At 72.8% G+C, this 24,413-nt stretch carries 22 protein-coding genes; 10 read left to right on the top strand and 12 right to left on the bottom strand.

Going from position 1 to position 24,413, the window contains the following annotated elements:
• Window positions 1-287: 287 nt before the first annotated feature.
• From ABZY57_RS03135 to ABZY57_RS03115, 5 genes are all read right to left on the bottom strand, one after another.
• Window positions 288-1,223 carry an ABC transporter permease gene (locus tag ABZY57_RS03135; RefSeq protein WP_356507538.1) on the bottom strand — a complete coding sequence of 312 codons (936 nt, stop codon included), beginning with the start codon at window positions 1,221-1,223 and terminating at the stop codon, window positions 288-290.
• Window positions 1,220-2,047, bottom strand: a complete 828-nt coding sequence (locus ABZY57_RS03130) for an ABC transporter ATP-binding protein (RefSeq protein WP_356507537.1) — start codon at window positions 2,045-2,047, stop codon at window positions 1,220-1,222. Before ABZY57_RS03130 ends, ABZY57_RS03135 begins: the two co-directional genes overlap by 4 nt.
• A 7-nt stretch (window positions 2,048-2,054) precedes the next feature.
• Window positions 2,055-3,089 carry an ABC transporter substrate-binding protein gene (locus ABZY57_RS03125; protein WP_356507536.1) on the bottom strand — a complete coding sequence of 345 codons (1,035 nt, stop codon included), beginning with the start codon at window positions 3,087-3,089 and terminating at the stop codon, window positions 2,055-2,057.
• A 99-nt stretch (window positions 3,090-3,188) separates the two neighbouring features.
• On the bottom strand, window positions 3,189-3,746 hold the full coding sequence (gene ssuE, locus ABZY57_RS03120) for an NADPH-dependent FMN reductase (protein ID WP_356507534.1): 558 nt from the start codon (window positions 3,744-3,746) through the stop codon (window positions 3,189-3,191).
• Between the two features lie 86 nt (window positions 3,747-3,832).
• Entirely contained in the window at window positions 3,833-4,807 is a 975-nt protein-coding gene (locus ABZY57_RS03115; RefSeq protein WP_356507532.1) for a TauD/TfdA family dioxygenase, read from the bottom strand.
• A gap of 1,153 nt (window positions 4,808-5,960) precedes the next feature.
• Here ABZY57_RS03115 and ABZY57_RS03110 point away from each other — a divergent pair.
• The 4 genes from ABZY57_RS03110 (at window position 5,961) to meaB (ending at window position 12,274) form a co-directional block, all read left to right on the top strand.
• Window positions 5,961-7,175: an ROK family transcriptional regulator gene (locus ABZY57_RS03110; protein WP_356507530.1), complete on the top strand. Its 1,215-nt coding sequence runs from the start codon at window positions 5,961-5,963 to the stop codon at window positions 7,173-7,175.
• Window positions 7,176-7,237: 62 nt separating this feature from the next.
• Complete coding sequence (locus ABZY57_RS03105; protein WP_356507528.1) at window positions 7,238-9,094, top strand: methylmalonyl-CoA mutase family protein; 1,857 nt, start codon at window positions 7,238-7,240, stop codon at window positions 9,092-9,094.
• Window positions 9,091-11,277 carry a methylmalonyl-CoA mutase gene (scpA, locus tag ABZY57_RS03100; protein WP_356507526.1) on the top strand — a complete coding sequence of 729 codons (2,187 nt, stop codon included), beginning with the start codon at window positions 9,091-9,093 and terminating at the stop codon, window positions 11,275-11,277. The genes ABZY57_RS03105 and scpA overlap by 4 nt, the downstream gene beginning before the upstream one ends.
• A 13-nt stretch (window positions 11,278-11,290) precedes the next feature.
• The gene (meaB, locus tag ABZY57_RS03095; RefSeq protein WP_356507524.1) at window positions 11,291-12,274 is read left to right on the top strand and encodes a methylmalonyl Co-A mutase-associated GTPase MeaB; all 984 of its coding nucleotides are present in this window, start codon (window positions 11,291-11,293) and stop codon (window positions 12,272-12,274) included.
• A gap of 188 nt (window positions 12,275-12,462) precedes the next feature.
• Here the strand turns inward: meaB and ABZY57_RS03090 are convergent, their stop codons facing one another.
• Window positions 12,463-13,473, bottom strand: coding sequence for an asparaginase (locus tag ABZY57_RS03090; RefSeq protein ID WP_356507522.1), 1,011 nt, complete (start codon window positions 13,471-13,473; stop codon window positions 12,463-12,465).
• 136 nt (window positions 13,474-13,609) lie between these two features.
• Here ABZY57_RS03090 and ABZY57_RS03085 point away from each other — a divergent pair, with 136 nt between their 5' ends.
• From ABZY57_RS03085 to ABZY57_RS03065, 5 genes are all read left to right on the top strand, one after another.
• Window positions 13,610-14,059 carry an Lrp/AsnC family transcriptional regulator gene (locus tag ABZY57_RS03085; protein ID WP_254384480.1) on the top strand — a complete coding sequence of 150 codons (450 nt, stop codon included), beginning with the start codon at window positions 13,610-13,612 and terminating at the stop codon, window positions 14,057-14,059.
• Window positions 14,060-14,170: 111 nt separating this feature from the next.
• Window positions 14,171-15,751: an amidohydrolase gene (locus tag ABZY57_RS03080; protein ID WP_356507520.1), complete on the top strand. Its 1,581-nt coding sequence runs from the start codon at window positions 14,171-14,173 to the stop codon at window positions 15,749-15,751.
• Between the two features lie 14 nt (window positions 15,752-15,765).
• Window positions 15,766-16,077, top strand: a complete 312-nt coding sequence (locus ABZY57_RS03075) for a hypothetical protein (RefSeq protein WP_356507518.1) — start codon at window positions 15,766-15,768, stop codon at window positions 16,075-16,077.
• Window positions 16,074-16,808, top strand: a complete 735-nt coding sequence (locus tag ABZY57_RS03070) for a 4'-phosphopantetheinyl transferase superfamily protein (protein WP_356507610.1) — start codon at window positions 16,074-16,076, stop codon at window positions 16,806-16,808. The genes ABZY57_RS03075 and ABZY57_RS03070 overlap by 4 nt, the downstream gene beginning before the upstream one ends.
• Before the next feature lie 185 nt (window positions 16,809-16,993).
• Entirely contained in the window at window positions 16,994-17,428 is a 435-nt protein-coding gene (locus tag ABZY57_RS03065; protein WP_356507608.1) for a GNAT family N-acetyltransferase, read from the top strand.
• Between the two features lie 142 nt (window positions 17,429-17,570).
• Here the strand turns inward: ABZY57_RS03065 and ABZY57_RS03060 are convergent, their stop codons facing one another.
• The 6 genes from ABZY57_RS03060 to ABZY57_RS03035 form a co-directional block, all read right to left on the bottom strand.
• Window positions 17,571-18,752: an acetylornithine transaminase gene (locus ABZY57_RS03060; protein ID WP_356507516.1), complete on the bottom strand. Its 1,182-nt coding sequence runs from the start codon at window positions 18,750-18,752 to the stop codon at window positions 17,571-17,573.
• Window positions 18,749-19,714, bottom strand: coding sequence for an acetylglutamate kinase (argB, locus tag ABZY57_RS03055; RefSeq protein ID WP_356507514.1), 966 nt, complete (start codon window positions 19,712-19,714; stop codon window positions 18,749-18,751). Before argB ends, ABZY57_RS03060 begins: the two co-directional genes overlap by 4 nt.
• A gap of 11 nt (window positions 19,715-19,725) precedes the next feature.
• Window positions 19,726-20,877 (bottom strand): bifunctional glutamate N-acetyltransferase/amino-acid acetyltransferase ArgJ, encoded by a 1,152-nt coding sequence (gene argJ / locus ABZY57_RS03050; RefSeq protein ID WP_356507512.1) that lies wholly within the window; start codon window positions 20,875-20,877, stop codon window positions 19,726-19,728.
• Complete coding sequence (gene argC, locus ABZY57_RS03045) at window positions 20,874-21,920, bottom strand: N-acetyl-gamma-glutamyl-phosphate reductase (protein WP_356507510.1); 1,047 nt, start codon at window positions 21,918-21,920, stop codon at window positions 20,874-20,876. Before argC ends, argJ begins: the two co-directional genes overlap by 4 nt.
• A 79-nt stretch (window positions 21,921-21,999) precedes the next feature.
• Window positions 22,000-22,668 carry an isochorismatase family protein gene (locus tag ABZY57_RS03040; protein WP_356507508.1) on the bottom strand — a complete coding sequence of 223 codons (669 nt, stop codon included), beginning with the start codon at window positions 22,666-22,668 and terminating at the stop codon, window positions 22,000-22,002.
• Window positions 22,669-22,877: 209 nt separating this feature from the next.
• Window positions 22,878-23,090, bottom strand: a complete 213-nt coding sequence (locus ABZY57_RS03035; protein ID WP_266886023.1) for an MbtH family protein — start codon at window positions 23,088-23,090, stop codon at window positions 22,878-22,880.
• 186 nt (window positions 23,091-23,276) lie between these two features.
• Here ABZY57_RS03035 and ABZY57_RS03030 point away from each other — a divergent pair, with 186 nt between their 5' ends.
• Window positions 23,277-24,392: an alpha/beta hydrolase-fold protein gene (locus tag ABZY57_RS03030; RefSeq protein ID WP_356507506.1), complete on the top strand. Its 1,116-nt coding sequence runs from the start codon at window positions 23,277-23,279 to the stop codon at window positions 24,390-24,392.
• Window positions 24,393-24,413 lie beyond the last annotated feature (21 nt).

Below are 24,413 nucleotides of genomic sequence, written 5' to 3'. Positions count from 1 at the left end.
AACGGGTGGAGCGGGGCCGAAACGGCCCGGGGTCTGGTGCCCGGCCGGAGGCCGGGAGTCATGGGCGGAGGCCGGGAGCCATGGGCGGAGGCCGAGGGTCCTGGCCGGTCCGAAGGCCAGGGGGCAGGGAAAGGGCCCGGGACCTGGTCAGGGGTCCCGGGTAGGGGCCGGAGCCGGCCGGACCGGACCGGGGCCCGGGGCCATGGGTCCGGGCCCCGGCCCGGGCCCGGGCCCGGGCCACGTGGACCGGTACGGCCCGGGGCTCGGGCGTCAGGGGTGGCCGGGGGTCAGGACGGGACGCGCCAGGTGCTCAGACGGCGTTCGATCGTGACGAGGATCTGGTTGAAGGCCAGGCCGATCGCGGAGATCGTGACGATGCCCGCGTACATCTGCGGGATCGCGAAGTTGAACTGCGAGGCGTTGATCAGGTAGCCGAGGCCCGCCTTCGCGCCGATCATCTCGGCCGCGACCAGGACCAGGATGGAGACGGCCCCCGCCAGCCGGATGCCCGTGAAGATGACCGGCACCGACGCCGGCAGGATCACCTTCTGGAACAGCTTCGGCGTGGACAGGTCCATCGAGCGGGCCAGCTTCACCAGCGTCGGATCGGCGTTGCCCACGGCGCTGATGGTGTTCAGCAGGATCGGCCAGACGCAGGCGTACACGACGATCGAGACCTTCGAGGTCTCCCCGATGCCGAGCAGCAGGACGAACACCGGCAGCAGCGCGAGCGCCGCCGTGTTGCGGAACACCTCCAGCAGCGGCCCGAGCAGCGCCGCGACCGGCCGGTACCAGCCGATCAGCAACCCGAGCGGGACCGCGACGGCCACCGCGATGCCGAATCCGCCGAAGGAGCGGGCCAGGCTGGCCTTGCTGTGCTCGGCGAGCTGCCCGTTGCCCAGCAGTTCCCACCAGGCCACGGCGACCTCGCTCACCGGCGGCAGGAACGTCGCGTCGACCAGCCCCAGGCGCGGCGCCGCCTCCCAGAGGGCCAGCAGCGCGAGGATCGCCGCCGAGCGCAGCCCCACCGCCCGCAGGACGCGCAGCACGCGCAACGCCAAGGGCGCGGCCGGGGTCCGTACGGGGGTCCGGCCGGGGGCCCGTGCGGCGGGCGGCGCGAGGTCCCGTACGGCTGCCGCCCCGGTCCCCGCCTCCGCCTCGGTACCGGTCCCGGTCCCGGTCCCCGTCTCCGCTTCCGTCTCCACGTGCACCGTGGTGCTCATACGGCGACCTCCTCCTTCTCCAGTTGCTGGGCGCGGGCCACCTCGTCGTGGAGCAGGGTCCAGATCTCGTGGCGGTAACGGGCGAACTCCGGGCTGGAGCGCAGGTCTTCACCGGTGGCCAAGGCGGCCCGGTCGCCGAACGACACCGGGACGACCTGCTTGACCCGGCCGGGGCGGGACGTCATGACGGCCACGCGCTGCCCGAGGTACACGGCCTCCTCGATGCCGTGCGTGATGAACACGACCGTCTTGCCGGTGCTCTGCCAGATCCGGCGCAGCTCGTCCTGGAGGGACTCGCGGGTCTGCGCGTCGAGCGCGGCGAACGGCTCGTCCATCAAGAGCACGTCCGGGTCGTACGCGAGGGAGCGTGCGATGGCGACGCGCTGGCGCATGCCGCCGGACAGTTCGTGCGGGTGCCGGTCCTCGAACCCGGTGAGACCGACGAGGTCCAGGAACTCGCGCGCTTTCGCGGCACGTTGGCGGCGGGGGACGCCGGTGGCCTCCAGGCCGAACTCGATGTTGCCGAGCGCGGTGCGCCACGGCAGCAGCGCGTACTGCTGGAAGACGATGCCCCGGTCGAGCCCCGGCCCGGTGACCGGCTTGCCGTCGAGCAGGATCCGGCCCGAGGTGGGCGGGGTCAGGCCGCCGAGGAGGTCCAGGAGGGTGGACTTGCCGCAGCCGCTGGGGCCCACGACGACCACGAACTCCCCCGACCCGATCTCCAGGTCGATGCCGTCGAGGGCGGTGAACTCCTCCCTGCTCCTGTTCTTCCTGTCCTTCGTCGGGAAGGTCTTCGTCACGGACTCGAACACGATCTTCGCCATGGCGCCGTCAGCCCTTCCCGTGTCCGTTGAACTCGTTGGTGTAGAGGTCGGCCGCCTTGAGCTGGCCCTTCTTGATCTCGCCGCGGTCGCCGAGCCAGTCGAGCCAGAGCTGGAACTCCTTGTCCTCGATCCGGCCGCCCGTCTCGGCGACCCCGTAGGAGCGCCAGTACTGCAGGGTCGCGGTGTCCTCGTTGCGACCGCGCTTCTTGACGATCTCCGTCATCCGCGCGACGACCTCCTCGCGCGGGGTGGTGCGGGACCAGTCGATGGCCTTGGCCACCCCGGTCACGAAGGTCCGTACGGTGTCGGGGTTCTGCTTGATGAAGCGCTCGGTCATGATGTAGCTCCCGGCGCTGAAGGGGCCGAGCAGTTGCACGTCGGTGAACAGCGGGCGGATGCCACCGGTCGCGAGGGCCTTGTCGCGCAGGACTCCGGTGAGGACGCCGACCTCGATCTGCTTCTGCCGCAGCGACTGTTCGGTGTTGACGGGCGGGACCACTATGGGCTCGACCTTGGCCGCGTCCTCCTTGGAGAGACCGCCGCGGCTCAGGTAGATGTCGAGCAGGGCCTGGTAGTGGGCACCCAGGGTGTTCATGCCGACCTTCTTGCCGATCAGGTCGCGGGCGGAGCGGATCGGGCTGTCCTCCAGTACGTAGTAGCCGCCGAAGGAGTACTGGTCGGATCCGTAGGAGGAGATGACGGCCTTGATCGGGGCCTTGGTGGAGGCCAGCTTGATGACCGCGCCGTTGAAGGCGCTGCCGAAGTGGGTCTGGCCGGTGGCGGCGGACTGGATGTCCTGCGGGCCGCTGATGGTGTTGCCGACCCAGTCCAGGGTCACGTCGCCGAGGTAGCCGAGGTCGGCGGCGAGTTCGGGGATGGTGACCGCGCCGACCGATCCCTGGTACTTCAGGGAGGTGACCTGCCCGCCGCCGGAGCCGCCGCTGGCGGTCGCCGTCCCGCAGCTCACCGCGGCCGCCGAGATGCCGAGCAGGGTGAGGAACTGGCGTCGGGAGGTACGGGTGGTGGTGAATGCTGCGGACATGGCGATTCCTTGTCGATCCGGGTCGGGCGGGCTGTTGCGGCTGATTTCGGTTGTGCTGCGGTTTCTGCTTCTGCTTCGGTGTCTGTTTCCGTACGGAGATCAGTGCGCGGTGGCGAGCGCGGCGGCCTGAGCTGCGCGCAGGGCCTCGGCGAACTCGTCGACGGCCTGGTACAGGTCCAGCTCCGCCTCGGGGCGCAGCCGGTCCGGGCCGGCCCCCCGCTCGACGGAGGAGTCCAGGACGAAGCGGCCGGCGGTGACGTGCCGGGCGCCGAGCGCGGCAAGGACCGGGCGCAGGGCGTAGTCGATGGTCAGGACGTGGGCGAGGCTGCCGCCGGTGGCCAGCGGGAGGACCGTCTTGCCGGCCAGCCCGTCCTGCGGGAGCAGATCGAGGAAGGCCTTGAGCAGCCCGGTGTACGAGGCCTTGTAGATGGGCGTCGCGATGACGATCCCGTCGGCTTCGGCGACGGCTTCGAGGGCCCGGCGGACCTCCGGCTCGCCGCGGCGGGCGGCGAGCAGGTCGGCGGCGGGGAGCTCCCTGACGGCGAGCTGCGCGGTCTCGAAACCGGCGTGGTTCAGGCGGCGCAGCACGTGATCGGCGACCACGTCGGTACGGGAGTGGACGGATGGACTGCCGGTGAGGGCGAGCAGCTTGGGCACGGAGCGCTCCTTGGCTGGCGGGGCGGGGCGGGGCGGGGTGGGACGGGTCGTTCGGTGTCTGGCGGGGCCGGCCTTCGCCTGCCGGCTCAGGCTTCGGATGCCTGGGAGGGCTCGGAGCGCTCGGAGGGCTCGGAGGTGGAGGCTCCGGAGGCGATGCCGAAGGCCGGGTCCGGCACGGTCTCCGGGCTGATCAGCCGCGACGGGACCCCGTCGGGCCCGACCGGGACGTCGCCGTCGACCGTCACCCGGCGCAGGGTGCGCTCGTGGTCGTCGGAGTCGTCGACGCCGTAGTGCTGGGTGGCGCGGTTGTCCCAGATCGCGACGTCACCGGCCTGCCACTGCCAGCGGACGGTGTTCTCGGGGAGCTCGATGTGGGCCTGGAAGAGGTCCTGGAGGAGGCGCGAGTCACGGCCGGTGAGCCCGTTGATCCGCTGGACGAAGTTGCCGAGGAGCAGAGTGCGTTCGCCGGTCTCGGGGTGGACCCGGACCACCGGGTGCTCGGTGAGGAACTTGGTCGAGGTGAACACCTCGCGGTACTGGGCGAGCGCCTCGGGAAGGGCATCGGGCTTCAGGGCCGCGTAGTCGTACTCGTTGGAGTGCACGGCGCGCAGGCTGTCGGCGAGGACGCGCAGCGGCTCGGGCAGACCGGCGTAGGCGGTGGCCGTGTTGGCCCACAGGGTGTCGCCCCCGTACGGCGGGATGGTGACGGCACGCAGGATGGAGAAGGCGGGGTAGGCGGGCACGAAGGTGACGTCCGTGTGCCACTGGTTGGCGCGGGCTCCGTGGTGGGAGTCGATGCCGAGTGCGTAACGCCCGTCGGCGGAGGGCACGGTGGGGTGCGCGACCGGCGCGCCGAGCAGCTCGGCGAAGGCCTCGTGCCCGTCCTCGTCGAGGTGGTCCTGGCCCCGGAAGAAGACGACCTTGTGGGCGAGCAGCGCGGCCCGGATCCCGGCGACGGCATCGGCGTCGAGCTCGCCGCCGAGCCGGACCCCACCGATCTCGGCGCCTATGCGGCCGCCGATCTTGGTGACGTTGAGGTCGGTGCGGGTGGCAGTGGACATGAAGGGCTCCTTGTTTATTTCCGCAGCGGAAGAAATTAGGGGAAGCGGGGGGCGGAGAAGATCCGGCCGAACAGGACGGACTACGGGGACGGACGGACGGACTGCTGGACAGGAGGCAAGGGCAGGCGGGCGGCCGGATCGGCGTTCCGCGACGTCCGGCGGGCGGGCGGGCGGGCGACGAGGTTCGACGGACAGAGGACGCCGGACGGTGAGGTTCGGCGGATGGGACCGGCGGACGACGAGGTTCGACGGGAGCGGCCGACCTGCGACGGGTGAGCGGGCGGCGCTCGGAGCCGATCGACCTGAACCCCGGACTCCCGGCACCATCCCGGGGGGGACGGCGCGAGCCCCTCTCCACACCCCGGACGACGGGGCCCGAACGCCCAGTCACCCGTGACTCAGAGCCTCAGGTACTCGGGGACTCAGGGAGTCGGGGACTCAGGGCCAGAGTCGTTCAGGGCTCAGAGGCGCAGGGCCCAAGTGCTCGACGGCTCAGGGGCTCAAACGCTCAGGAACAGCGCGGGGCCGTACAACGACGGCCCTGACACTCGCCCGGCGCGGTACAGAAGCCGGGGGTGTGGAGCCGCGGGGCGAGGAACTCGGTCGCGGACATGTCCCGGAGACTGCCAGCGCCCCCCACGCCCGGTCAACCCCGCCGAGCACCCCCCACTCTCACCCCCATCTTCCGATCCACACCCCCCGCGACCTGCACTTTCGCCGTTTCCCGCCACTCCCGGAACGGCCGAAAACCATGGCCTGATTTCACGCCCCCGCAACGCACCCGCCACGCAGCCCGGCCACCACCCGCCGGGCCGCCGCTTGAGGCAGGGCCGAGAGCCGGCGACGCCGCACGCCACCCGGAGCCAAAAACAGCCCGGCCCGACACAGAGCCCCGACAACGAGGCCACACCACCCGCAGCCAAAATCAGCCCCGTCGGCGTTTGAGGCGCGGGGCCCGGGGCGGAGCCCCGGCAACGGCGCCGCACCCCACCGCACACCCCCCGGCCCACTCAGCCACGCCGGCGTTTGAGGCGCAGGGGCTCGGGGCCGGCCACCGAGGAGCCCCGCCGCACGGCGCAACCCCACCCCGCCCCGCCGGGCGCAGCGACACGGCATGATCGGGACCACACCCCACCCCCCGAGGAGCCCGCCCGTGCCCCCCACCCCCGGTGACAGCCGGGCCGCCGCCAACGCCGCCGCCGTGCTCCGCGCCGTCCTGACCCACGGCCCCCTCGCACGGAGCGACATCCCGAAGCTCTGCGGTCTCAGCCCGGCCGCCGTGTCCCGCCAGACCACCGCCCTCCTCCGCGCCGGCCTGCTGCACGAGCGCCCGGGACCGCAGCCGCCGCCCTCGGCGACCGGCCCCGGCCCGGGACCCACCGCCGCGCCCGGCCGCCCCCGCATCCCCCTCGACCTGCACACCGGCGCCCTCGGCGGGCCCCTCGCCGCCGGCCTGCACATCGGCGTGCCCTCCTCCACCTTCAGCCTCGTAGACCTCCGCGGCCGTGTCCTGGCCCGCCGGGCCTTCCCGCACGCGGGCTGCTCCCCCGGCCGCCTGCCCGCCGCCATCGCCGCCGAGCTCGGCCGGTTCCTCCGGGGCTCCCGTCCAGCCGGCCGCCCCCTGCTCGGCCTCGGCGCCGCCCTCGGCGGCTGGGTCCGCCCCGCCGACGGCACCGTCGTGCGCCACGACGCCCTCGGCTGGCGCGAGCTCCCCCTCGCCGCGGAGCTCTCCGACCGCCTCGGTCTGCCCGTCTCCGTGGACAACCACGCCCGCGCCGTCGCCCACGCCGAGATCCTCTTCGGCCGCCCGGAGGCCCGCTCCAGCCTTCTCCACCTCTTCATCGGAAACGTCGTCGACGCCGCCTTCGGCATCGAGGGCACCGTGCACCAGGGCCCCGGCGCCGCCGCCGGCGACGTCGCGCACCTCCCGGTGCCCGGTTCGCGGACCCCGTGCGCGTGCGGCCGTACGGGCTGTCTCCAGGCGAGCGCCTCCGACGGAGTCCTCGGCGCGGAGGCCGTGCGCCGGGGCATCGTCCCGGAACCCGCCCACAACGCGGTCAACCTCCTGGTCGACGCCGCCGCCACCGGCGACCCCCGCGCCGACCGGCTGCTGCGCGAGCGCGCCCGTACCGTCGGCCGGGCCGCGGCCCTGCTCCTCGACGTGTTCAACCCGGCCGTCATGGTGGTCGCCGAGCTGTCCAGCGTCCTCCACGACGGCTACCTCGACGAGATCCGCGACGCGGCCGGCGACCCGGACCGCTACGGGCGGCGGATCGTCGCCCCGCAGGCGGGTCCCGCCGTACTCCCGGTTGCCTCCGCGACCGTCCTCCTCGCCCCGCTCTTTCGTGACCCCTCCCGACTCACATGAGAGGGGGAGATCACATCCGGTGGTTATAGGTCGTTCACAGGTACCCCCCTAACATTCGAGCCATGACGGTCCTGCCTGATGACGGGCTCTCCTTGGCCGCCGAATTCCCTGACGCGACGCATGAGCAGTGGCAGCGCCTGGTAGAGGGCGTGCTGCGCAAGTCGGGTAAGGAAGTTTCCGGCGAGGCAGCGGAAGACGCGTTGTCCACAAAGCTTGAAGACGGGCTCACCACCCGCCCGCTGTACACCGCGCCCGAAACCGCGCCGGACACCGGTTTCCCCGGGTTCGCGCCCTTCGTACGGGGCGGACGCCCCGAGGGCAGCGCCGCCTCGGGCTGGGACGTGCGCCAGCGGATCGCGGGCACCGATCCCGTACGGGTGAACGAGGCGGCCCTGGCCGACCTGGAGAACGGCACCACTTCGCTGTGGCTGGCCGTCGGTGACGCCGGCCTCCCCGTCGAGGGCCTGGGCCGGGCGCTGGAGGGCGTCTACCTCGACCTCGCACCCGTCTCCCTGGACCCCGGAGCCCGATACGCCGAGGCCGCCCGAGCCCTGCTCGCGCTGTACGCCGAGCGCGCGGTGGCCCCCGAGGCCGCCCACGCCTCCTTGGGTGCCGACCCGCTGGGCCACGAGGCCCGGACGGGCGAGGCCCTGGACCTGGCGGAAGCCGCCGCGCTCGCCGCGGAAACGGCCGCCTGGCCCCACGTACGCGCTCTGACCGTCGACGCGCTTCCGTATCACGAGGCGGGTGGCAGCGCCGCCGAGGAGCTGGGGCTGTCCCTGTCCACCGGGGTCGCCTACCTGCGCGCCCTCACCGACGCGGGCCTGAGCACCGAAGCGGCCTTCGGTGAGCTGGAGTTCCGCTACGCCGCCACCGCCGATCAGTTCCTCACCATCGCCAAGCTGCGTGCCGCCCGCCGCCTGTGGGCCCGCATCGCCGAGGCCTGCGGGGCACCGGCGGCCGGCGCCCAGCGCCAGCACGCGGTGACCTCGCCGGTGATGATGACCCGCCGTGACCCGTGGGTGAACATGCTGCGCACCACCGTCGCCTGCATGGCGGCCGGTGTCGGCGGCGCCGACGCCGTCACCGTGCTCCCCTTCGACCAGGAGCTCGGTCTGCCGGATGCGTTCGCGCGGCGCATCTCCCGCAACACCTCCACGATCCTGCTGGAGGAGTCCCACCTGGCCCGCGTGATCGACCCGGCGGGCGGCTCGTACTACGTCGAGCAACTCACCGACGAACTCGCCCACGCCGCCTGGGAGTTCTTCCAGACCGTGGAGAAGGCCGGCGGCCAGGCCGCCGCCCTGCGTTCCGGCCTGGTGGCCGAACGCCTCGCCGCGACCTGGGCCGCACGCTCCAAGAAGCTGGCCACCCGACGCGAACCCATCACCGGAGTCAGCGAGTTCCCGCACCTCTCCGAGAAGCCCGTCGTACGCGAAGCGGCCCCGGCCCCGCTCGCCGGCGGACTGCCCCGCGTGCGGCGCGATGAGGCCTACGAGACTCTGCGTGCGCGCAGCGACGCACACCTGGCGGCGACGGGGGCCCGGCCGACCGTCTTCCTGGCGGCCCTGGGCCCGGCGGCCGCGCACACCGCACGCGCCACCTTCGCCTCCAACCTGTTCCAGGCGGGCGGAATCACACCCGTCCACGACCCCGTATCGGTGACCCCGGAGAGCGCTGCGGCGGCCTACGCGGCCAGCGGCGCCGACGGCATGGCCGTGCTGTGCTCCAGCGACGCGCTCTATGAGGAGCAGGCCGGGGCGGTGGCTGCGGCCCTGCGCTCGGCGGGCGCGACGACCGTGTTCCTCGCGGGCAAGCCCGGTACCGCCGCGGAGGCTGTGGACGAGTACGTCTTCGCCGGCTGCGACGCGATCGCCGTGCTGTCCTCCGTACTCGACCGGATGGGAGTCGCGCTGTGAGCATCCCCGATTTCTCCGAACTCGCCCTCAACGGCGCGGCCCCCGCTGCCGGTTCCGAGGACCAGTGGCGTACCGCGCTGAAGGAGTCCACCGGCTCGGGAGCCGCCGATCTGCTGTGGGAGACCCCCGAGGGGATCGGCGTGCAGCCCCTGTACACGGGCCGTGACCTGGAGGGCCTGGACTTCCTGCAGACGTACCCGGGTGTGGCCCCCTACCTGCGCGGCCCGTACCCCACGATGTACGTCAACCAGCCCTGGACGATCCGGCAGTACGCGGGTTTCTCCACGGCCGAGGAGTCCAACGCCTTCTACCGCCGCAACCTGGCCTCCGGGCAGAAGGGCCTGTCGATCGCCTTCGACCTGCCCACCCACCGCGGCTACGACAGCGACCACCCGCGCGTCACGGGCGACGTCGGCATGGCCGGTGTGGCCATCGACTCGATCTATGACATGCGCCAGCTCTTCGACGGCATCCCGCTCGACAAGATGACCGTGTCGATGACGATGAACGGCGCCGTGCTGCCCGTCCTCGCCCTCTACATCGTGGCAGCCGAAGAACAGGGCGTCTCGCCCGACAAGCTCGCCGGGACCATCCAGAACGACATCCTCAAAGAGTTCATGGTCCGCAACACCTACATCTACCCGCCGAAGCCCTCGATGCGGATCATCTCCGACATCTTCGCCTTCACCTCGCAGAACATGCCCCGCTACAACTCCATCTCCATCTCCGGCTACCACATCCAGGAAGCCGGAGCCACGGCCGACCTGGAGCTGGCGTACACCCTCGCGGACGGCGTGGAGTACCTGCGCGCCGGGCAGGCCGTCGGCCTGGACGTCGACGCCTTCGCACCACGCCTGTCCTTCTTCTGGGCCATCGGCATGAACTTCTTCATGGAAGTCGCCAAGCTGCGTGCGGCCCGCCTCCTGTGGGCGCGCCTGGTCAAGCAGTTCGACCCGAAGAACGCCAAGTCCCTCTCGCTGCGCACCCATTCGCAGACCTCGGGCTGGTCCCTCACCGCGCAGGACGTCTTCAACAACGTCACCCGCACCTGCATCGAAGCCATGGCCGCGACCCAGGGCCACACCCAGTCCCTGCACACCAACGCCCTCGACGAAGCCCTCGCGCTGCCCACCGACTTCTCGGCGCGCATCGCCCGCAACACCCAGCTCCTCCTCCAGCAGGAGTCCGGCACCTGCCGCTCCATCGACCCCTGGGGCGGCAGCGCGTACGTCGAAAAGCTCACCTACGACCTGGCACGCCGGGCCTGGCAGCACATCCAGGAAGTCGAAGCCGCCGGCGGCATGGCCCAGGCCATCGACGCAGGCATCCCCAAGCTCCGCGTCGAGGAAGCAGCGGCCCGCACGCAGGCCCGTATCGACTCCGGCCGCCAGCCCGTCATCGGCGTCAACAAGTACCGGGTGGCGACGGACGAGCAGATCGACGTCCTCAAGGTCGACAACTCCTCCGTCCGCACCCAGCAGATCGCCAAGCTCCGGCGACTGCGCGAGGAGCGCGACGAGGCGGTCACCCAGGACACCCTGCGGGCGCTGACCAACGCGGCCGAGCGCGGGGACGGCAACCTCCTCGCCCTGGCGGTGGACGCGGCGCGCGCGAAGGCCACCGTGGGCGAGATCTCGGACGCCCTGGAGAAGGTGTACGGGCGGCACGCGAGCCAGATCCGTACGATCTCGGGTGTGTACCGAACCGAAGCAGGCGAGTCCCCGTCCCTGGAGCGCACCCGCACGCTCGTCGACCGGTTCGAGGAGGCGGAGGGTCGCCGTCCTCGCATCCTGGTCTGCAAGATGGGCCAGGACGGACACGACCGCGGCCAGAAGGTGATCGCCACCGCCTTTGCCGACCTCGGCTTCGACGTGGACGTCGGCCCGCTGTTCCAGACCCCCGAGGAAGTGGCCCGCCAGGCCGTGGAGGCCGACGTGCACGTCGTCGGCGTCTCCTCCCTCGCAGCCGGCCACCTCACCCTCGTCCCGGCACTGCGCGAAGCCCTCGCCTCGGAAGGCCGCGAGGACATCATGATCGTCGTGGGTGGGGTCATCCCGCCGGCGGACGTACCCACCCTCCTCGAGATGGGGGCCACGGCGGTGTTCCCGCCCGGCACGGTCATCCCGGACGCGGCCCACGACCTGGTGACGCGGCTCGCCGCGGACCTGGGCCACGAGCTGTAGGCGGGGCGAGCAGGTGCCGAAGATCGACCTCGACGCCTACGCCAAGGGGGTACTCGACGGGAAGCGCGCGTTCATCGCGCGCGCCATCACCCTCGTCGAGTCCACCCTGCCCGCGCACCGGGTGCTGGCGCAGGGCCTGTTGACGGAACTCCTCCCCCACTCGGGGCGGGCCCGCCGCATCGGCATCAGCGGTGTGCCGGGCGTGGGCAAGTCCACCTTCATCGACGCGTTCGGCACGATGCTGACCGGCCTCGGCCACAAAGTCGCGGTCCTCGCCGTCGACCCCTCCTCCACCCGCACCGGCGGCTCCATCCTCGGCGACAAAACCCGCATGGAACGCCTGTCGGTCGACCCCGCGGCCTTCGTCCGCCCCTCCCCCTCCGCGGGAACACTGGGCGGGGTGGCGAAAGCCACCAGGGAATCGATCATCGTGATGGAGGCCGCGGGCTACGACGTCGTCCTCGTCGAAACGGTGGGCGTGGGCCAGTCCGAAACCACAGTCGCCGGCATGGTCGACTCCTTCCTCCTCCTCTCCCTCGCCCGCACCGGCGACGGCCTCCAAGGCATCAAGAAAGGCGTCCTCGAACTCGCCGACGTCCTCGCCGTCAACAAGGCGGACGGCCCCCACGAACGCGACGCGAAAGCAGCGGCACGCGAACTCTCCAGCGCACTCCGCCTCATGCACCCCGCCGACGCCGCCTGGACCCCACCCGTCCTGACCTGCAGCGCCCGGGAATCCACAGGCCTGGAAGAGGTCTGGAACCGCCTCGAACAACACCGCGTGCTCCTGGAAGCAGGCGGCCGCCTCGCGTCGAAGCGCGCGGCCCAACAGGTGGAGTGGACCTGGTCGATGGTCCGCGACGAACTCCTCGAACGCCTCCGCTCCAACCCGGCGGTACGGGACCTGGCCCCGGCCCTGGAATCAGAGGTTCGCGGGGGCACCCTGACCCCCACCCTGGCAGCGGACCGCCTCCTGGCCGCCTTCACCGACTCCTGACCGGACGGGGAAATCCAGCCCCGTCCGCATTGCCGAATCCAGCCCCGCCGGCGTTTGAGGCGCGGGGTCCGGGGCCGAGCCCCAGGAAACGGAGCAAGGGCGGGGCGGGGAGCAAGCCCGCGCAGCGCACACCCGGCCCCGCCCAGGCGCCGGCACCGTCCCAGGCGCCGGCACCGCTCCCGCCGGGGTCAGGCGGCGACCAGCACCGGCCCACCCGTGGCCAGCACGCGCCGCAGCACCCGTACCCGCTCCTCCGGCTCCCCCTCGGCGAGCAACGCCGCCAGCACGGCGACCCGCGCCTGCGGCGCCCTCAACGTCCCCGTGGGCACGGCCCCGGCCGCGACCAGATCCACCGCGCCCCCATGGGTGTAGATCTCCGTCACCGGCCCGGCCGCGACCCGCGTGGTCAACGCCACCAGCACGCCCTCCGCTACGGCCGCCTTCACCGCGTCCACCACCTCCGGCGTCGCGTTCCCCGCGCCGGTCCCGACCAGCACGATCCCCCGCGCCCCCGCCGCCACCGCGGCGTTCAGCAGCACCGCGTCACCGCTCACGTGGTGTACGACGACGTCCACCCGCGGCGGCCCTTCCGGCGCCTCGGGCATCGCGGGCAACGGCAGCGGCTCCGGCCGCACCGGCGTCCGCAGCACGGTGACCTTGCCGAAACCGACCTTGCCCAGCAGTTCCTTCGACGGGTCGGCGAAGGCGTCGAGCGCCACCGCCTGCGCCTTCACGGTCCCGCGGGCCGCGTGCACCCGCCCGGCGAACGTGATCAGGACGCCGAGCCCGCGCGTGGTCGACGCGGTCAGCAGGGCATCGTAGAGATTGCCGGGACCGTCCCCGTCCGCCGCCCCCATGGGCCGCTGCGAGCCGGTGAACACCACAGAGCGCTCATCGTGATGGTGCAGGTCCACGAGGAACGCCGACTCCTCCAGCGTGTCCGTGCCGTGCGTGACGACGACGCCGTCCACATCCGGGTCGGCGAGCACCTCGTGCACGGTCCGCAGCAGGGTCAGCTGGTGGGCGGTGGTCAGCCGGGGGCTGTTGACGCTGAACAGATCGACGACCTCGACGCTCACCCCTTCCGGCAGCGGCGCGGTCGCCATGACCTCGGCCCCGTCGGCATCGGCCGCGAAACCGGAACCCTGCCAGCGGCTGGCTATCGTCCCGCCCGTACTGATCACGACGATGCGTCCCATGACCACGACCCTTCCCTCACACAGCCCGAAACGGCCCGCACAGATTTTCTACAAACCGCAATGGTAGGCCGATCTACGCGCAATGCGATTGCGATTTCCCCCTACCGCGCAACAAACCCTGAGTGATAATTGCGCCATGGATGCGATCGACAAAGAAATCTTGCGCGAGCTTCAGGCCGACGGCCGGCTCAGCAACCAGGAGCTGGCCCAGCGCGTGGGCCTCACCCCCTCCCCCTGCATGCGCCGGGTCCGCCAGCTGGAAGAGGAAGGGATCATCCAGGGCTACCGCGCGGTGATCTCCCCCGAAGCCGTGGGCCGCGGCTTCGAGGTCCTGGTCTCCGTGGAGGTCCGGCGCGACCGCGAGGCCGTCGAAGCCTTCGAGGCGGCACTCCAGGACATCCCGGACGTCATCGAGGCCTACCGCCTCTTCGGCAGCCCCGGCTGCCTCCTGCGCATCGCGGTCGCGGACCTCCGCGCGTACGAACGCCTCTGGATCGAAAAGCTCACGGCCCTCTCGGGCGTCACGGAGGTCAACTCCCAGATCATCATGAAACGCATCAAGGAACCGACGGGCCTGCCGGTCTGACGTCGCCGATCCCGGCGCGCCGGGCCCACGGCCCGGCCGGCCCCGCATTGACCCTGTACCGAAAATACAGTTAGCCTTACCTAAGTTACGGCCGCAACGGATGGACCGCCCTTGCTGTGTTCGAGGTTGACCAACGCGAACATCATCACCATGGACCCGGACCGTCCCTTCGCCCGTGAGCTGGGGATCTGGCGCGGGCGGATCGTGGGGCTCGATGAGGACGTGGCCTCGCTGCCCGCCCGCGAGGTCGTCGATCTGCAAGGTGCCACCCTGCTGCCCGGCTTCATCGACAGCCATGTGCACCTGGCCTGGACCGGATTGAAGCAGAGCACCCCGAGCGTCGCCCCGTGCGAGCGGGTCGAGGACGTGCTGGCGGTCGTGGCCGAGGCGGCCTCCCGGACCTCCGGGGACGGCGCCTGGGTCGACGTGATGGGTTATGACCAGCGGGCCCTGGGGCGCCATCTGACGGCCGCCGAGCTGGATACGGTCAGCCCCGGGCGCAAGGTGTTCCTGATGCACGACTCGGGGCACGGGTGCGTCGTGAACAGTGCGGTGCTGCGCCTGCTTCCCGCGGACGTTCCGCACCAGGACGGCTTCCTGGCCGAGGGCGCCATGACCGCCGCGCGGCGGCTCCGGCTGCCGTACGGGCAGGACGAGATCGCCGATGCCGTCGAGCGCGCGGCCCGGACCTGCCTCTCCGAGGGCGTCACCGCCGTCGCCGAGGCCGGCATCGGCGGCGGGCTGCTCGGCCACAGCCCGGTGGAGCTCGGCGCGTACCAACTGCTGCGGGACCAGGGGAGGCTGCCCCTGCGGGTGCAGCTCATGCCCGCCGGCGATGCGTTGCGGCCGCGCGGGGCGCACCGGGAGGACGGGATCCCCCGGGCCCTGGACCTGGGCATGCGCACCGGGTTCGGCGACGACTGGCTGTCGCTGGGCGCGCTGAAGATCTACACCGACGGCGGGATGATGGCCCGTACCGCCGCGCTCACGGCTCCGTACGCGGGCACGGACCACACCGGACAGCTCCAGGACGACCCCGACCGCCTCACCCGGCTCATCGTGGACGGTCACCTCGCCGGCTGGCAGCTCGCCGTCCACGCCATCGGGGACCGCGCCGCCGACCTCGCGCTCGACGCGCTGGAGCAGGCGCAGCGGCTGCGGCCCCGGCCGGACGCGCGGCACCGGATCGAGCACGCCGGGCTGATCCGCCCCGACCAGCTCCCGCGCTTCGCCCGCCTGGGTGTCAGTGCGGTCGTCCAGCCGACCTTCCTCCACTCCTTCGGGGACGACTACGCGGACGTGATGGGCCCGGAGCGGGCTCCCTGGATGTACCGGGGCCGGGGCTTCCTGGACCACGGGGTGACGCTCGTGGGCAGCTCGGACCGCCCCGTCACGGACGGTGCTCCGCTCCGGGCGATCCAGTTCATGGTCGAGCGCGCCTCGGCCTCCGGGCGGCCGGTCGGGCCGGACGAGGCGGTCACCGTCGAGGAGGCGCTGCGCGCCTACACGGTCGCCGGTGCGTACGCCTGCCGGTGGGACGACAGTGCCGGCAGCCTCACCCCGGGCAAGCGCGCCGACCTGGTCGTCCTGGGTGACGACCCGCGGTACGTCGATCCCGCCCGGATCAGTGCCATCGAGGTCGTGGAGACCTTTGTCGACGGGGACCGGACGACGGATTCGGGAAAGCTGTGAGTGGCGTGAATGGCGTGAGTGGCGCGACGGATGTGATGGACGTGACGGGTGTGATGGACGTGAGGGGTGCGACCGGCGTGATGGGTGTGTTGGACGTGAGTGGTCAGATGGGTGTTCTGGAACGGCTCTCCCCGTTGTGGGAGTCGCCCGCCATGCCTCCGCGCTGGGTGATCTGGCACGCGGGTGCGGGTGACTCCTTCGTCTTCGACCGGGAGTTCAACATGCCCGTCGACGTGGACGACGCGCTCCTCGGGGAGGTCTTGTGCCGGATGCGCGAAGCCGGGGCCCCGGAGGGCGACGCCTACCCCGGCCGCCCGTGCGGATGACGGCCGCGGGAGACCCGGCCCCCGACGCCGACGCCACCGCCGACGCCTCGGCGCAGCCCTGGCTCACCTCGCCCGGACCGGGGCTCTGGGCCGTGCGCGTGAGCCTGTACGCGGACCGGGCGCGGGAGTTGGAGGGGCTGCTCGACGATGCCGAGCGGGACCGGCTCCAGCGGACCCGGCGCGCCGCCGACCGTGACCAGTACCGGGTCGCCCACGTCGTGCTGCGGCAGTTGCTGGGCGAGCGCCTCGGCCAGGACCCGGCGCAGGTGCGCTTCGTCCGCGAGCCGTGTCCCGGCTGCGGCGCACCGCACGGCCGGCCGGCCGTGCCCGGCACCCCGCTGCACTTCTCGCTGTCCCACGCGGGAGACGCCGTCCTGGTGGGCTTCGCGGACCGTCCGGTCGGAGTCGACATCGAGCAGTGGCCGGCCCCCGCGCTCGCCGCCCAGGTGGCCTCCGAGCTGACGGAGGTCCTCCACGTGGCCGAGCGGGCCGAGTTGTCGGCGCTGCCGCCCGACGAGCGCCCCGCCGCGGTGGCCCGCTGCTGGTCCCGGAAGGAGGCCTATCTCAAAGGAGTAGGGATCGGCCTCGGCGGGAACCCGGCCCTGACCTACGTGGGCACCGGCGCCGTCCCCTCGGCTCCGTCGGGATGGACCCTCACCGATGTGCCCGCCTCCCCCGGCTACGTGGCGGCACGCGCCGTCCGTACGGGCCGACTTGGCCCGCCCGGCTAGGTAAGGCTAACCTAACCTTGACCGTTCCGCCGGGAGGCCCCGCCCCCGCATCCGCACACGCACGCACACGGCGGAACCGAGGAAGGAACACCTTGACCACGGCCACGCTGCCCCCTGCCGCCGCGCACGCCACCCTGTCGCCGCGCGCCCCCGCCCCACGGTGGCACGAGGTCCCCGAGTTCTCGGTGCGCCCGGCGCGCCGGGGCGACGGCCCGGCTCTCGCCGCCCTCTCCCGGCCGTTCGTCCTCGCGGGGGCGCTCCGCGAACGCCCGCTCTCCCTCTACCTCTCCCGGACGTCCGACTTCGTCGTCGCGCAGGCGCCCGACGGAACCCTCGAAGGCTGCCTCGGTCTGCGCGAACACCCCGCCGCCGGAGTGCTGTACAACTTCTGCGTCGCGGCCCACCGGCAGGGAACGGGCATGGGCGCCCGCCTGCTGCACGCGGCGTTCGCCCGGGCCCGCAACCGCTCCCTGCCCACGCTGTTCACGGCGACGACCGGCAGCGGCCGCCTCTTCCTCCTCAACGGGTTCCTCCCGGCCTGCCCGAGCCTGGCGCCGGCCGAGTGGGCGCAGTCCCTGGACCCCGGCCGGGGCGCGCGCGTCCTGTCCCGCGCCCTTTAGCCGACCCCGGACGGCGGTACCGCGCGAAGGCGAAGGGGCGGGCCCCTGAGGGACCCGCCCCGCGCCGCGACCGGCGTACGAAGAAGCCTCGGCCGGCGTACGAAGAAGCTGCGCAGAACCTACGGGGAACCGCCGGTCCGCCCTACGAGGCGTCGAGGATCCCGGGCAGCGCCGCCACCAGGGCGTCGGCCCGCTCCTGCGGCAGCGTCAGGGCGGGAGCCAGCCGTACGACGCCGGCGCCCGCCGCGTTCACGAGGAACCCGGCGTCCTGTGCGGCCCGCTGGACCCGCGCGGCGACCGGCTCGGCGAGGACGATGCCCAGGAGCAGGCCGGCGCCCCGCACTTCTCGGACCAGGGGGTGCCGCAGTGCCCCGATGCCGAGCCTCAGCCGCTCCCCCATCCGCCCGGCGTGGGCGAGCAGCCCTTCCTTCTCGATGGTCTCCAGGACGGCGAGCCCGGCCGCGCACGCCACCGGGTTGCCGCCGAAGGTGGAGCCGTGCTGACCGGGGGTCAGCAGCTCGGCGGCGGCCCCGAAGGCGACCGTGGCGCCGATCGGCAGGCCGCCGCCCAGCCCCTTGGCCAGGGTGATCACGTCCGGCTCCGCTCCCGGCTCCGCCTGGTGCGCGAACCAGTGGCCGGTCCGGCCGATCCCGGTCTGCACCTCGTCCAGGACGAGCAGGGTGCCCGTGGCGCGGGTGATCTCGCGGGCCGCGCGCAGGTACCCCCCGGGCGCCGGGAGGACTCCGGCCTCGCCCTGCAGGGGTTCGAGTACGACCGCGGCCGTGTGCTCCGTGACGGCCGCGCGGAGCGCCTGCGCGTCCCCGTAGGGAACGTGCGTGACCTCCCCGGGCAGGGGCAGGAAGGGGGCGCGCTTGGGCGGCTGCCCGGTGAGGGCCAGCGCGCCCATGGTGCGGCCGTGGAACCCGCCCTCCGTCGCGACCAGGTGCGGGCGCCCGGTCCGGCGGGCGATCTTGAAGGCGGCCTCGACCGCCTCCGCGCCCGAGTTGGCGAAGAACACCCTGCCCGGCCTGTCCAGCAGGGCCAGCAGCCGTTCCGCCAGCGCGACGGCCGGCTCCGAGACGAACAGGTTCGAGACGTGGCCGAGGCGGGCGACCTGGTCCTGGACGGCCGAGACCAGGGCCGGGTGGGCGTGCCCGAGGGCGTTGACGGCGATCCCGCCGGTGAAGTCCGTGTAGGCGCGGCCGTCTTCGTCCCAGACGGTGCTGCCCTCGCCCCTGACCAGGGCCAGCGCGGGGGTGCCGTAGGTGTCCATCATCACGGCGCGCCAGCGGTCGGCGAGCGGTGTCGTGCTGTCGGCGGTCACGCGCCGTCTCCCCTGCCTCCGGACCGCTCGGGCCCGGGCTCCTCGTCCGGCACCACCGTGGTGCCGGGTCCGTCCTCGGTGAACACTCCGCGCAGCAGCGCGTGGGGCACCCGGCCGTCGATGACCTGCGCCTTGGCGACGCCTGCCCGTACGGCGCGCAGGCAGCCCTCCATCTTGGGGAGCATGCCGCTCGCGAGCTCCGGCAGCAGGGCGTCCAGCTCGCCGGCCGTCAGGCGGTCGATCACCTCGGTGCTGTGCGGCCAGTCCGCGTACAGCCCCTCCACGTCGGTCATCACCACCAGCCGGTCGGCCCCGAGGGCCACGGCCAGGGCCGAGGCCGCGAGGTCGGCGTTGACGTTGTAGACCTCGCCGTCCTCGCCGCGCGCGACGGGTGAGATCACGGGGATGCGGCCCTGCTCCAGCAGCCCGGCGATCGTCGCGGCGTCCACGTCCACGATGTCGCCGACCAGGCCGATGTCCACCGGCAGGCCGTCGACCCAGGCCGGGCGGCGTACGGCGGTCATCGTGTGGGCGTCCTCGCCCGACAGGCCCACGGCGAACGGGCCGTGGGCGTTGATGGCTCCGACCAGTTCGCGCTGGACCTTGCCGGTGAGCACCATGCGGACCACGTCCATCGTCTCCGGCGTGGTCACCCGGAGGCCTGCCTCGAAGCGCACCTCCAGGCCGAGCCGGTCGAGCAGTGCGCTGATCTGGGGACCGCCGCCGTGGACGACGACGGGCCGCAGGCCCGCGTGCCAGAGCTCCACGACGTCCTGGGCGAACGTCCGGTGCGTGGACGGATCCACCATGGCGTTGCCGCCGAACTTGACGACGACCGTCCGGCCTTGGAGCTGCTCCAGCCACGGCAGGTCCCGGGGTGCCGGCACGGCGGCCGCCGCCTGCGGCCCGACCCGCGTCCGCGCCTGTGTCCGTGCCTGCGCCTGCGTCGTCTCCGCCGTCATCCCGACCCCGTTCACGAGCTGTAGGCGCTGTTCTCGTGCACGTACTCGGCCGTCAGGTCGTTGGTCCAGATGACGGCCGAGGAGTCACCGGAGCGCAGGTCCACGGTGAGGGTGATCCGGCGGCCGGACAGGTCGACCTTGTCGCGCGGCTCTCCTTCGGCTCCGTCCCGGCACACCCAGACGCCGTTGATCGCCACGTCCAGCCGGTCCGCGTCGAAGACGGCCGAGGTGGTGCCGATCGCGGACAGCACCCGGCCCCAGTTCGGGTCCTCGCCGTGCAGGGCGCACTTGAGGAGGTTGTTGCGGGCCACCGAGCGGCCCACCTCCACGGCGTCCGCCTCCGAGGCCGCGCCGACGACGGCCACCTCGATCTCCTTGGACGCGCCCTCCGCGTCCGCCACCAGCTGGAGCGCCAGGTCCCGGCACACGGCGTGCACGGCGGCGGTGAGCTCCGCGGGTGCGGGCGTGATGCCCGAGCTGCCCGAGGCGAGCAGCAGCACGGTGTCGTTGGTGGACATGCAGCCGTCCGAGTCCACCCGGTCGAAGGTGGTGCGCACCGCTTCGCGCAGTGCCGCGTCGAGGACGCCGGCGCTCGCGTCGGCGTCCGTGGTCAGGACGACCAGCATGGTGGCGAGTCCCGGGGCGAGCATCCCGGCGCCCTTCGCCATGCCTCCCACCGTCCAGCCGGGGCCTGCGGCGACGGCCGTCTTGTGGACGGAGTCCGTCGTCTTGATCGCGACGGCCGCCTCCGCACCGCCCTCGGGTGACAGCCGGCCGGCGGCGGCGTCGATGCCGGCCGTCACCCGGTCCATCGGCAGCCGGACACCGATCAGGCCGGTGGAGCAGACGGCGACCTCGTCGGCGGTGGCCTGCACGGCCGCCGCGGTGCGCTCTGCCGTCGTCTGCGCGTCCTGGGCGCCGCCGGGACCCGTACAGGCGTTGGCGCCACCGGAGTTGAGGACGACGGCGGAGATCCGCCCGTCGGCGAGTGCGCGGCGGGACCAGCGGACGGGCGCGGCCTGCACGCGGTTCGAGGTGAAGACACCGGCGGCGGCGCGCGACGGCCCCCGGTTCACCACCAGGGCCAGGTCCGGGTCACCGGACTCCTTGATGCCGGCACGCACGGCGCCCGCAAGGAATCCCCGGGCTGCGGTCACACTCACGGAGCCACTCCATTCATGGGCAGGCCCAGCCGTTCCGGCAGGCCGAGGGCTATGTTCATGCTCTGCACCGCGCCACCGGCGGTGCCCTTCGTCAGGTTGTCGATGGCGCTCACGCAGATCAGCCTGCGGGCGTCCGGGTCCACGGCGATCTGCACCTGGGCGGTGTTCGAGCCGAGGACCGCGGCGGTGGTGGGCCACGCGCCGGGCGGCAGCAGGCGTACGAACGGCTGGTCGGCGTACGCCGCTTCGAACACGGCGCGCACCTCGTCCTCCGCGGGGACCGCGGAGGTGCCCGCGGCCGGGCGCAGCCGGGCCGAGCAGGTGGCGAGGATGCCCCGGGGCATGGGTGCCAGGGTGGGTGTGAAGGAGACCGTCACGTGCTCGCCGGCCGCGCGGGACAGGTTCTGGGCGATCTCCGGGGTGTGCCGGTGGCCGCCGCCGACTCCGTACGGGCTCATGGAGCCCATCACTTCGCTGCCGAGGAGGTGTGTCCTGAGCGCGCGTCCGGCGCCGGAGGTTCCGCTGGCGGCGACGATGACGGCCTCGGGCTCGACCAGGTGCGCCGCGTAGGCGGGGAAGAGGGCCAGGGTGACCGCCGTGGGGTAGCAGCCGGGTACGGCGATCCGGGTTGCTCCCTTCAATTCCGCGTGGGCTCCCGGCAGTTCCGGCAGCCCGTAGGGCCAGGTGCCCGCGTGGGCGCTGCCGTAGAACCGCTCCCAGGCGGCCGCGTCCCGCAGCCGGAAATCGGCGCCGCAGTCCACCACCAGCGTGGCGGGCTCCAACTCCGCGGCCAATGCGGCGGATTGGCCGTGGGGCAGGGCGAGGAACACCACGTCGTGGCCGCGCAGGGAGGCGGCGGAGGTGTCCAGGAGGATCCGGTCGGCGAAGTCCGGAAGCTGTGGCTGTACGGAGCCCAGGGGACGCCCCGCGCTGCTGTGCGCGGTCAACGCCCCTATCTCCACGGCGGGGTGCGAGCTCAGCAGGCGGAGCAGCTCCCCGCCCGCGTAGCCGCTGACACCGGCCACCGCGACCCGTACGGTCATGTTCTTCCGCTCTCTCTCGGTTCGTGTGGGCGCCTGGGGCGCAGGGCGACGCCGCGGTGCGGCCGCCGGCGGGGTGCGCTCAGGCATCCGTGCGCACGGTCCGGGACCCTCCGCCGAGCAGCAGCTCGCGGAGCAGGGTCTCGGTCGTGCACACCACCGCGCTGCGGGCGGCCCAGCGCAGAGCCATCGCGTGCTCCTCGGCTGAGAAATCGGCGATGGCGTCGGCCACCACGAAGGGCTGGATGTCGTTCATGAAGGCGTCCGCGGCCGTCAGGAGGACGCCGAGGTGGGCGTGGACCCCGCAGACGATCAGCTGGTCACGGCCCTCCGAGCGCAGCGTCGTCCCCAAGTGGCTGCGGAGGAAGGCGTTTTGGCGCTCGTTGGCCAGCACGCGCTCGCCCGGCCGCGGGGTGAGCGGCGGGATGATCGCGGCGGCGTCGGTCCCGTCACCGATGCCCGGCCCCCAGACGTCCGCGGCGAGGCCGCGCCGGCTCGGCGACTGGGCGGCCGGCTCGGCGGTGAAGACGATCGGAATCCCCAGGGCCGTGGCGAGGGCCCGAAGTGCCGCGATGTTCTCCACGAGTTCCACGACCGGGGACCTGTCCGTCGGGAGCTCCCCCACGAAGTGGTTCTGCATGTCGTGGACCAGCAGGGCGGCGCGGCCGGGGTCGATGACCCAGGACGCGCAGGAGCGGGGCAGGGCGGCGCGATCGGGCATGGGGTAGGAGCCGATGGCCGGCAGGCTCATGACGATCCCCTTCCCCTTGATGCCGCACGCGGCGCCACGCAACCCCTGCGCAGTTAGCTTAGCCTAACCTAATTCAGCCCGGCCGTGCTCGCGCGGCCGAGATGGGGTCACCCGGCACAGAGCGGCCCCGGACGCGCCGCGAGCGCGGCACGTCCGGGGCCGTACACCGGTTCCCCGCAAGGGTGTTCACCCCATCCGGGCGGTCCCGGTCAGGCTTCGACGGCCGCCGCGAGGGAGCGGGGGCGCAGGTCGGTCCAGCTCGACTCGATGAACTCCAGGCACGCGTCACGGGTGGTCTCGGCGAGCGCGACCGTCCATCCGCCGGGAGCCTCGGCGAAGGAGGGCCAGAGGGAGTGCTGACCCTCGTCGTTCACCAGGACCAGGAAACGGCCGTCAGCGTCGTCGAACGGGTTGGTGCTCATACTGGGGTTCCTCCAGGAGCCCGATGGGACCGGCGGATGGCGTCGGTGTGCGGCGCGCGCAGTCCGACAGCGGGCGCCGTGCCCGTGGGGAAGGTCGATCGGGAATGAAGAGAGCCATCCACTTAGGTTAGGCTCCCCTAATTATAGAGCTTAACGTTTCCCCTTCCCCCTCACAAGGAGGCACCGATGCCTGCACTCGAACGGATCCTGGCCGAGGACGGCTCGGAGAGCCCCTTCGCCGCGTTCGGCCTGCCCGCCGCGCCCGGCACCGATGAGTTCTGGGCGACCGCGACTCCCGTGTCCGCGCCTTGCGGAGACGGTGGTTGGGTCACCCTGTTCCTCTGGCGCGGCACCCCGACGGTCATCGACTTCGAGAGCTGGTCGGACCCGGTCGTGCTGCTCCGGTGGCGCGACACGGACTGCTGGTACGCCGAGGTGCGCATGCCCGCACGGCTCCGAGTGACCTACCGGTTCCTCGCGGATGACGGTGCGTCGTACCCCGATCCGCTCAACCCGCTGCGGGCCGGCGGCGACCGGTCCATCGTCGCCACCCCCGACGCACCGCCCCAGCCGTACTGGCCCGCCGTGGGCGCCGACGACGTCCTGCCCCTGCCGCGCACCCGGATCCGCTGGGCGAGCGAACGGCTCGGCGGGCGGCGCACCGTACGGGTCCACCCGGTGGGCGGCGGCGGACCGGTGGTCCTGCTGCTCGACGGGGACGACTGGCTGTACCTGCACCCGGCCATGACCGCCTTCGACGCGGCCTTCGAGGCCGGCGACATGCCCCCGGCCACGCTGGTGTTCCTGCCCACCAAGGACCGGCAGGCGGAGTTCGGTTGCCGGCCCGAGCTGTGGGAGGCCGTACGGGACGAACTGCTGCCGCTGGTCGCCGACAGCGGGGTGCCCGCGGACCTCGGCCGGCTGGTGGTCGCCGGGCAGAGCCTGGGCGGTCTGAGCGCGCTCTACGCGGCGACGGAGTTCCCCGAGCTGGTGTCCCGGGTCGCCTGCCAGTCGGGGTCGTTCTGGTGGACGCCGGAGGCCTCCGACCTGCCCGACCCCCTGGGCGGCCCGCGCGGCGGCGCCATCGCCGCGCGCCTGCGCGAGCGCCCCGCCCCGCCCGGGCTGCGGATCGCGTTCGACCTGGGCGAGCACGAGACCCGCATGCTCCCCCACTGCGAACTGGTCGAGGCCCTGACGGAACAGGCCGGTGCGACCGTACGGGTCTCCAGGTCGGCGTCGGGCCACGACCGGGCGGGCTGGCGGCAGGCCCTGCTCCGGGATGTCGCCTGGGCGCTGGCCTGACGGGCTGTGCGCCTGACCGGC

Origin of the sequence: Streptomyces sp. NPDC006450 (assembly GCF_040612195.1) — a bacterium.
Taxonomy (GTDB): domain Bacteria; phylum Actinomycetota; class Actinomycetes; order Streptomycetales; family Streptomycetaceae; genus Streptomyces.
This window is presented reverse-complemented; position numbering and strand designations above follow the sequence as displayed.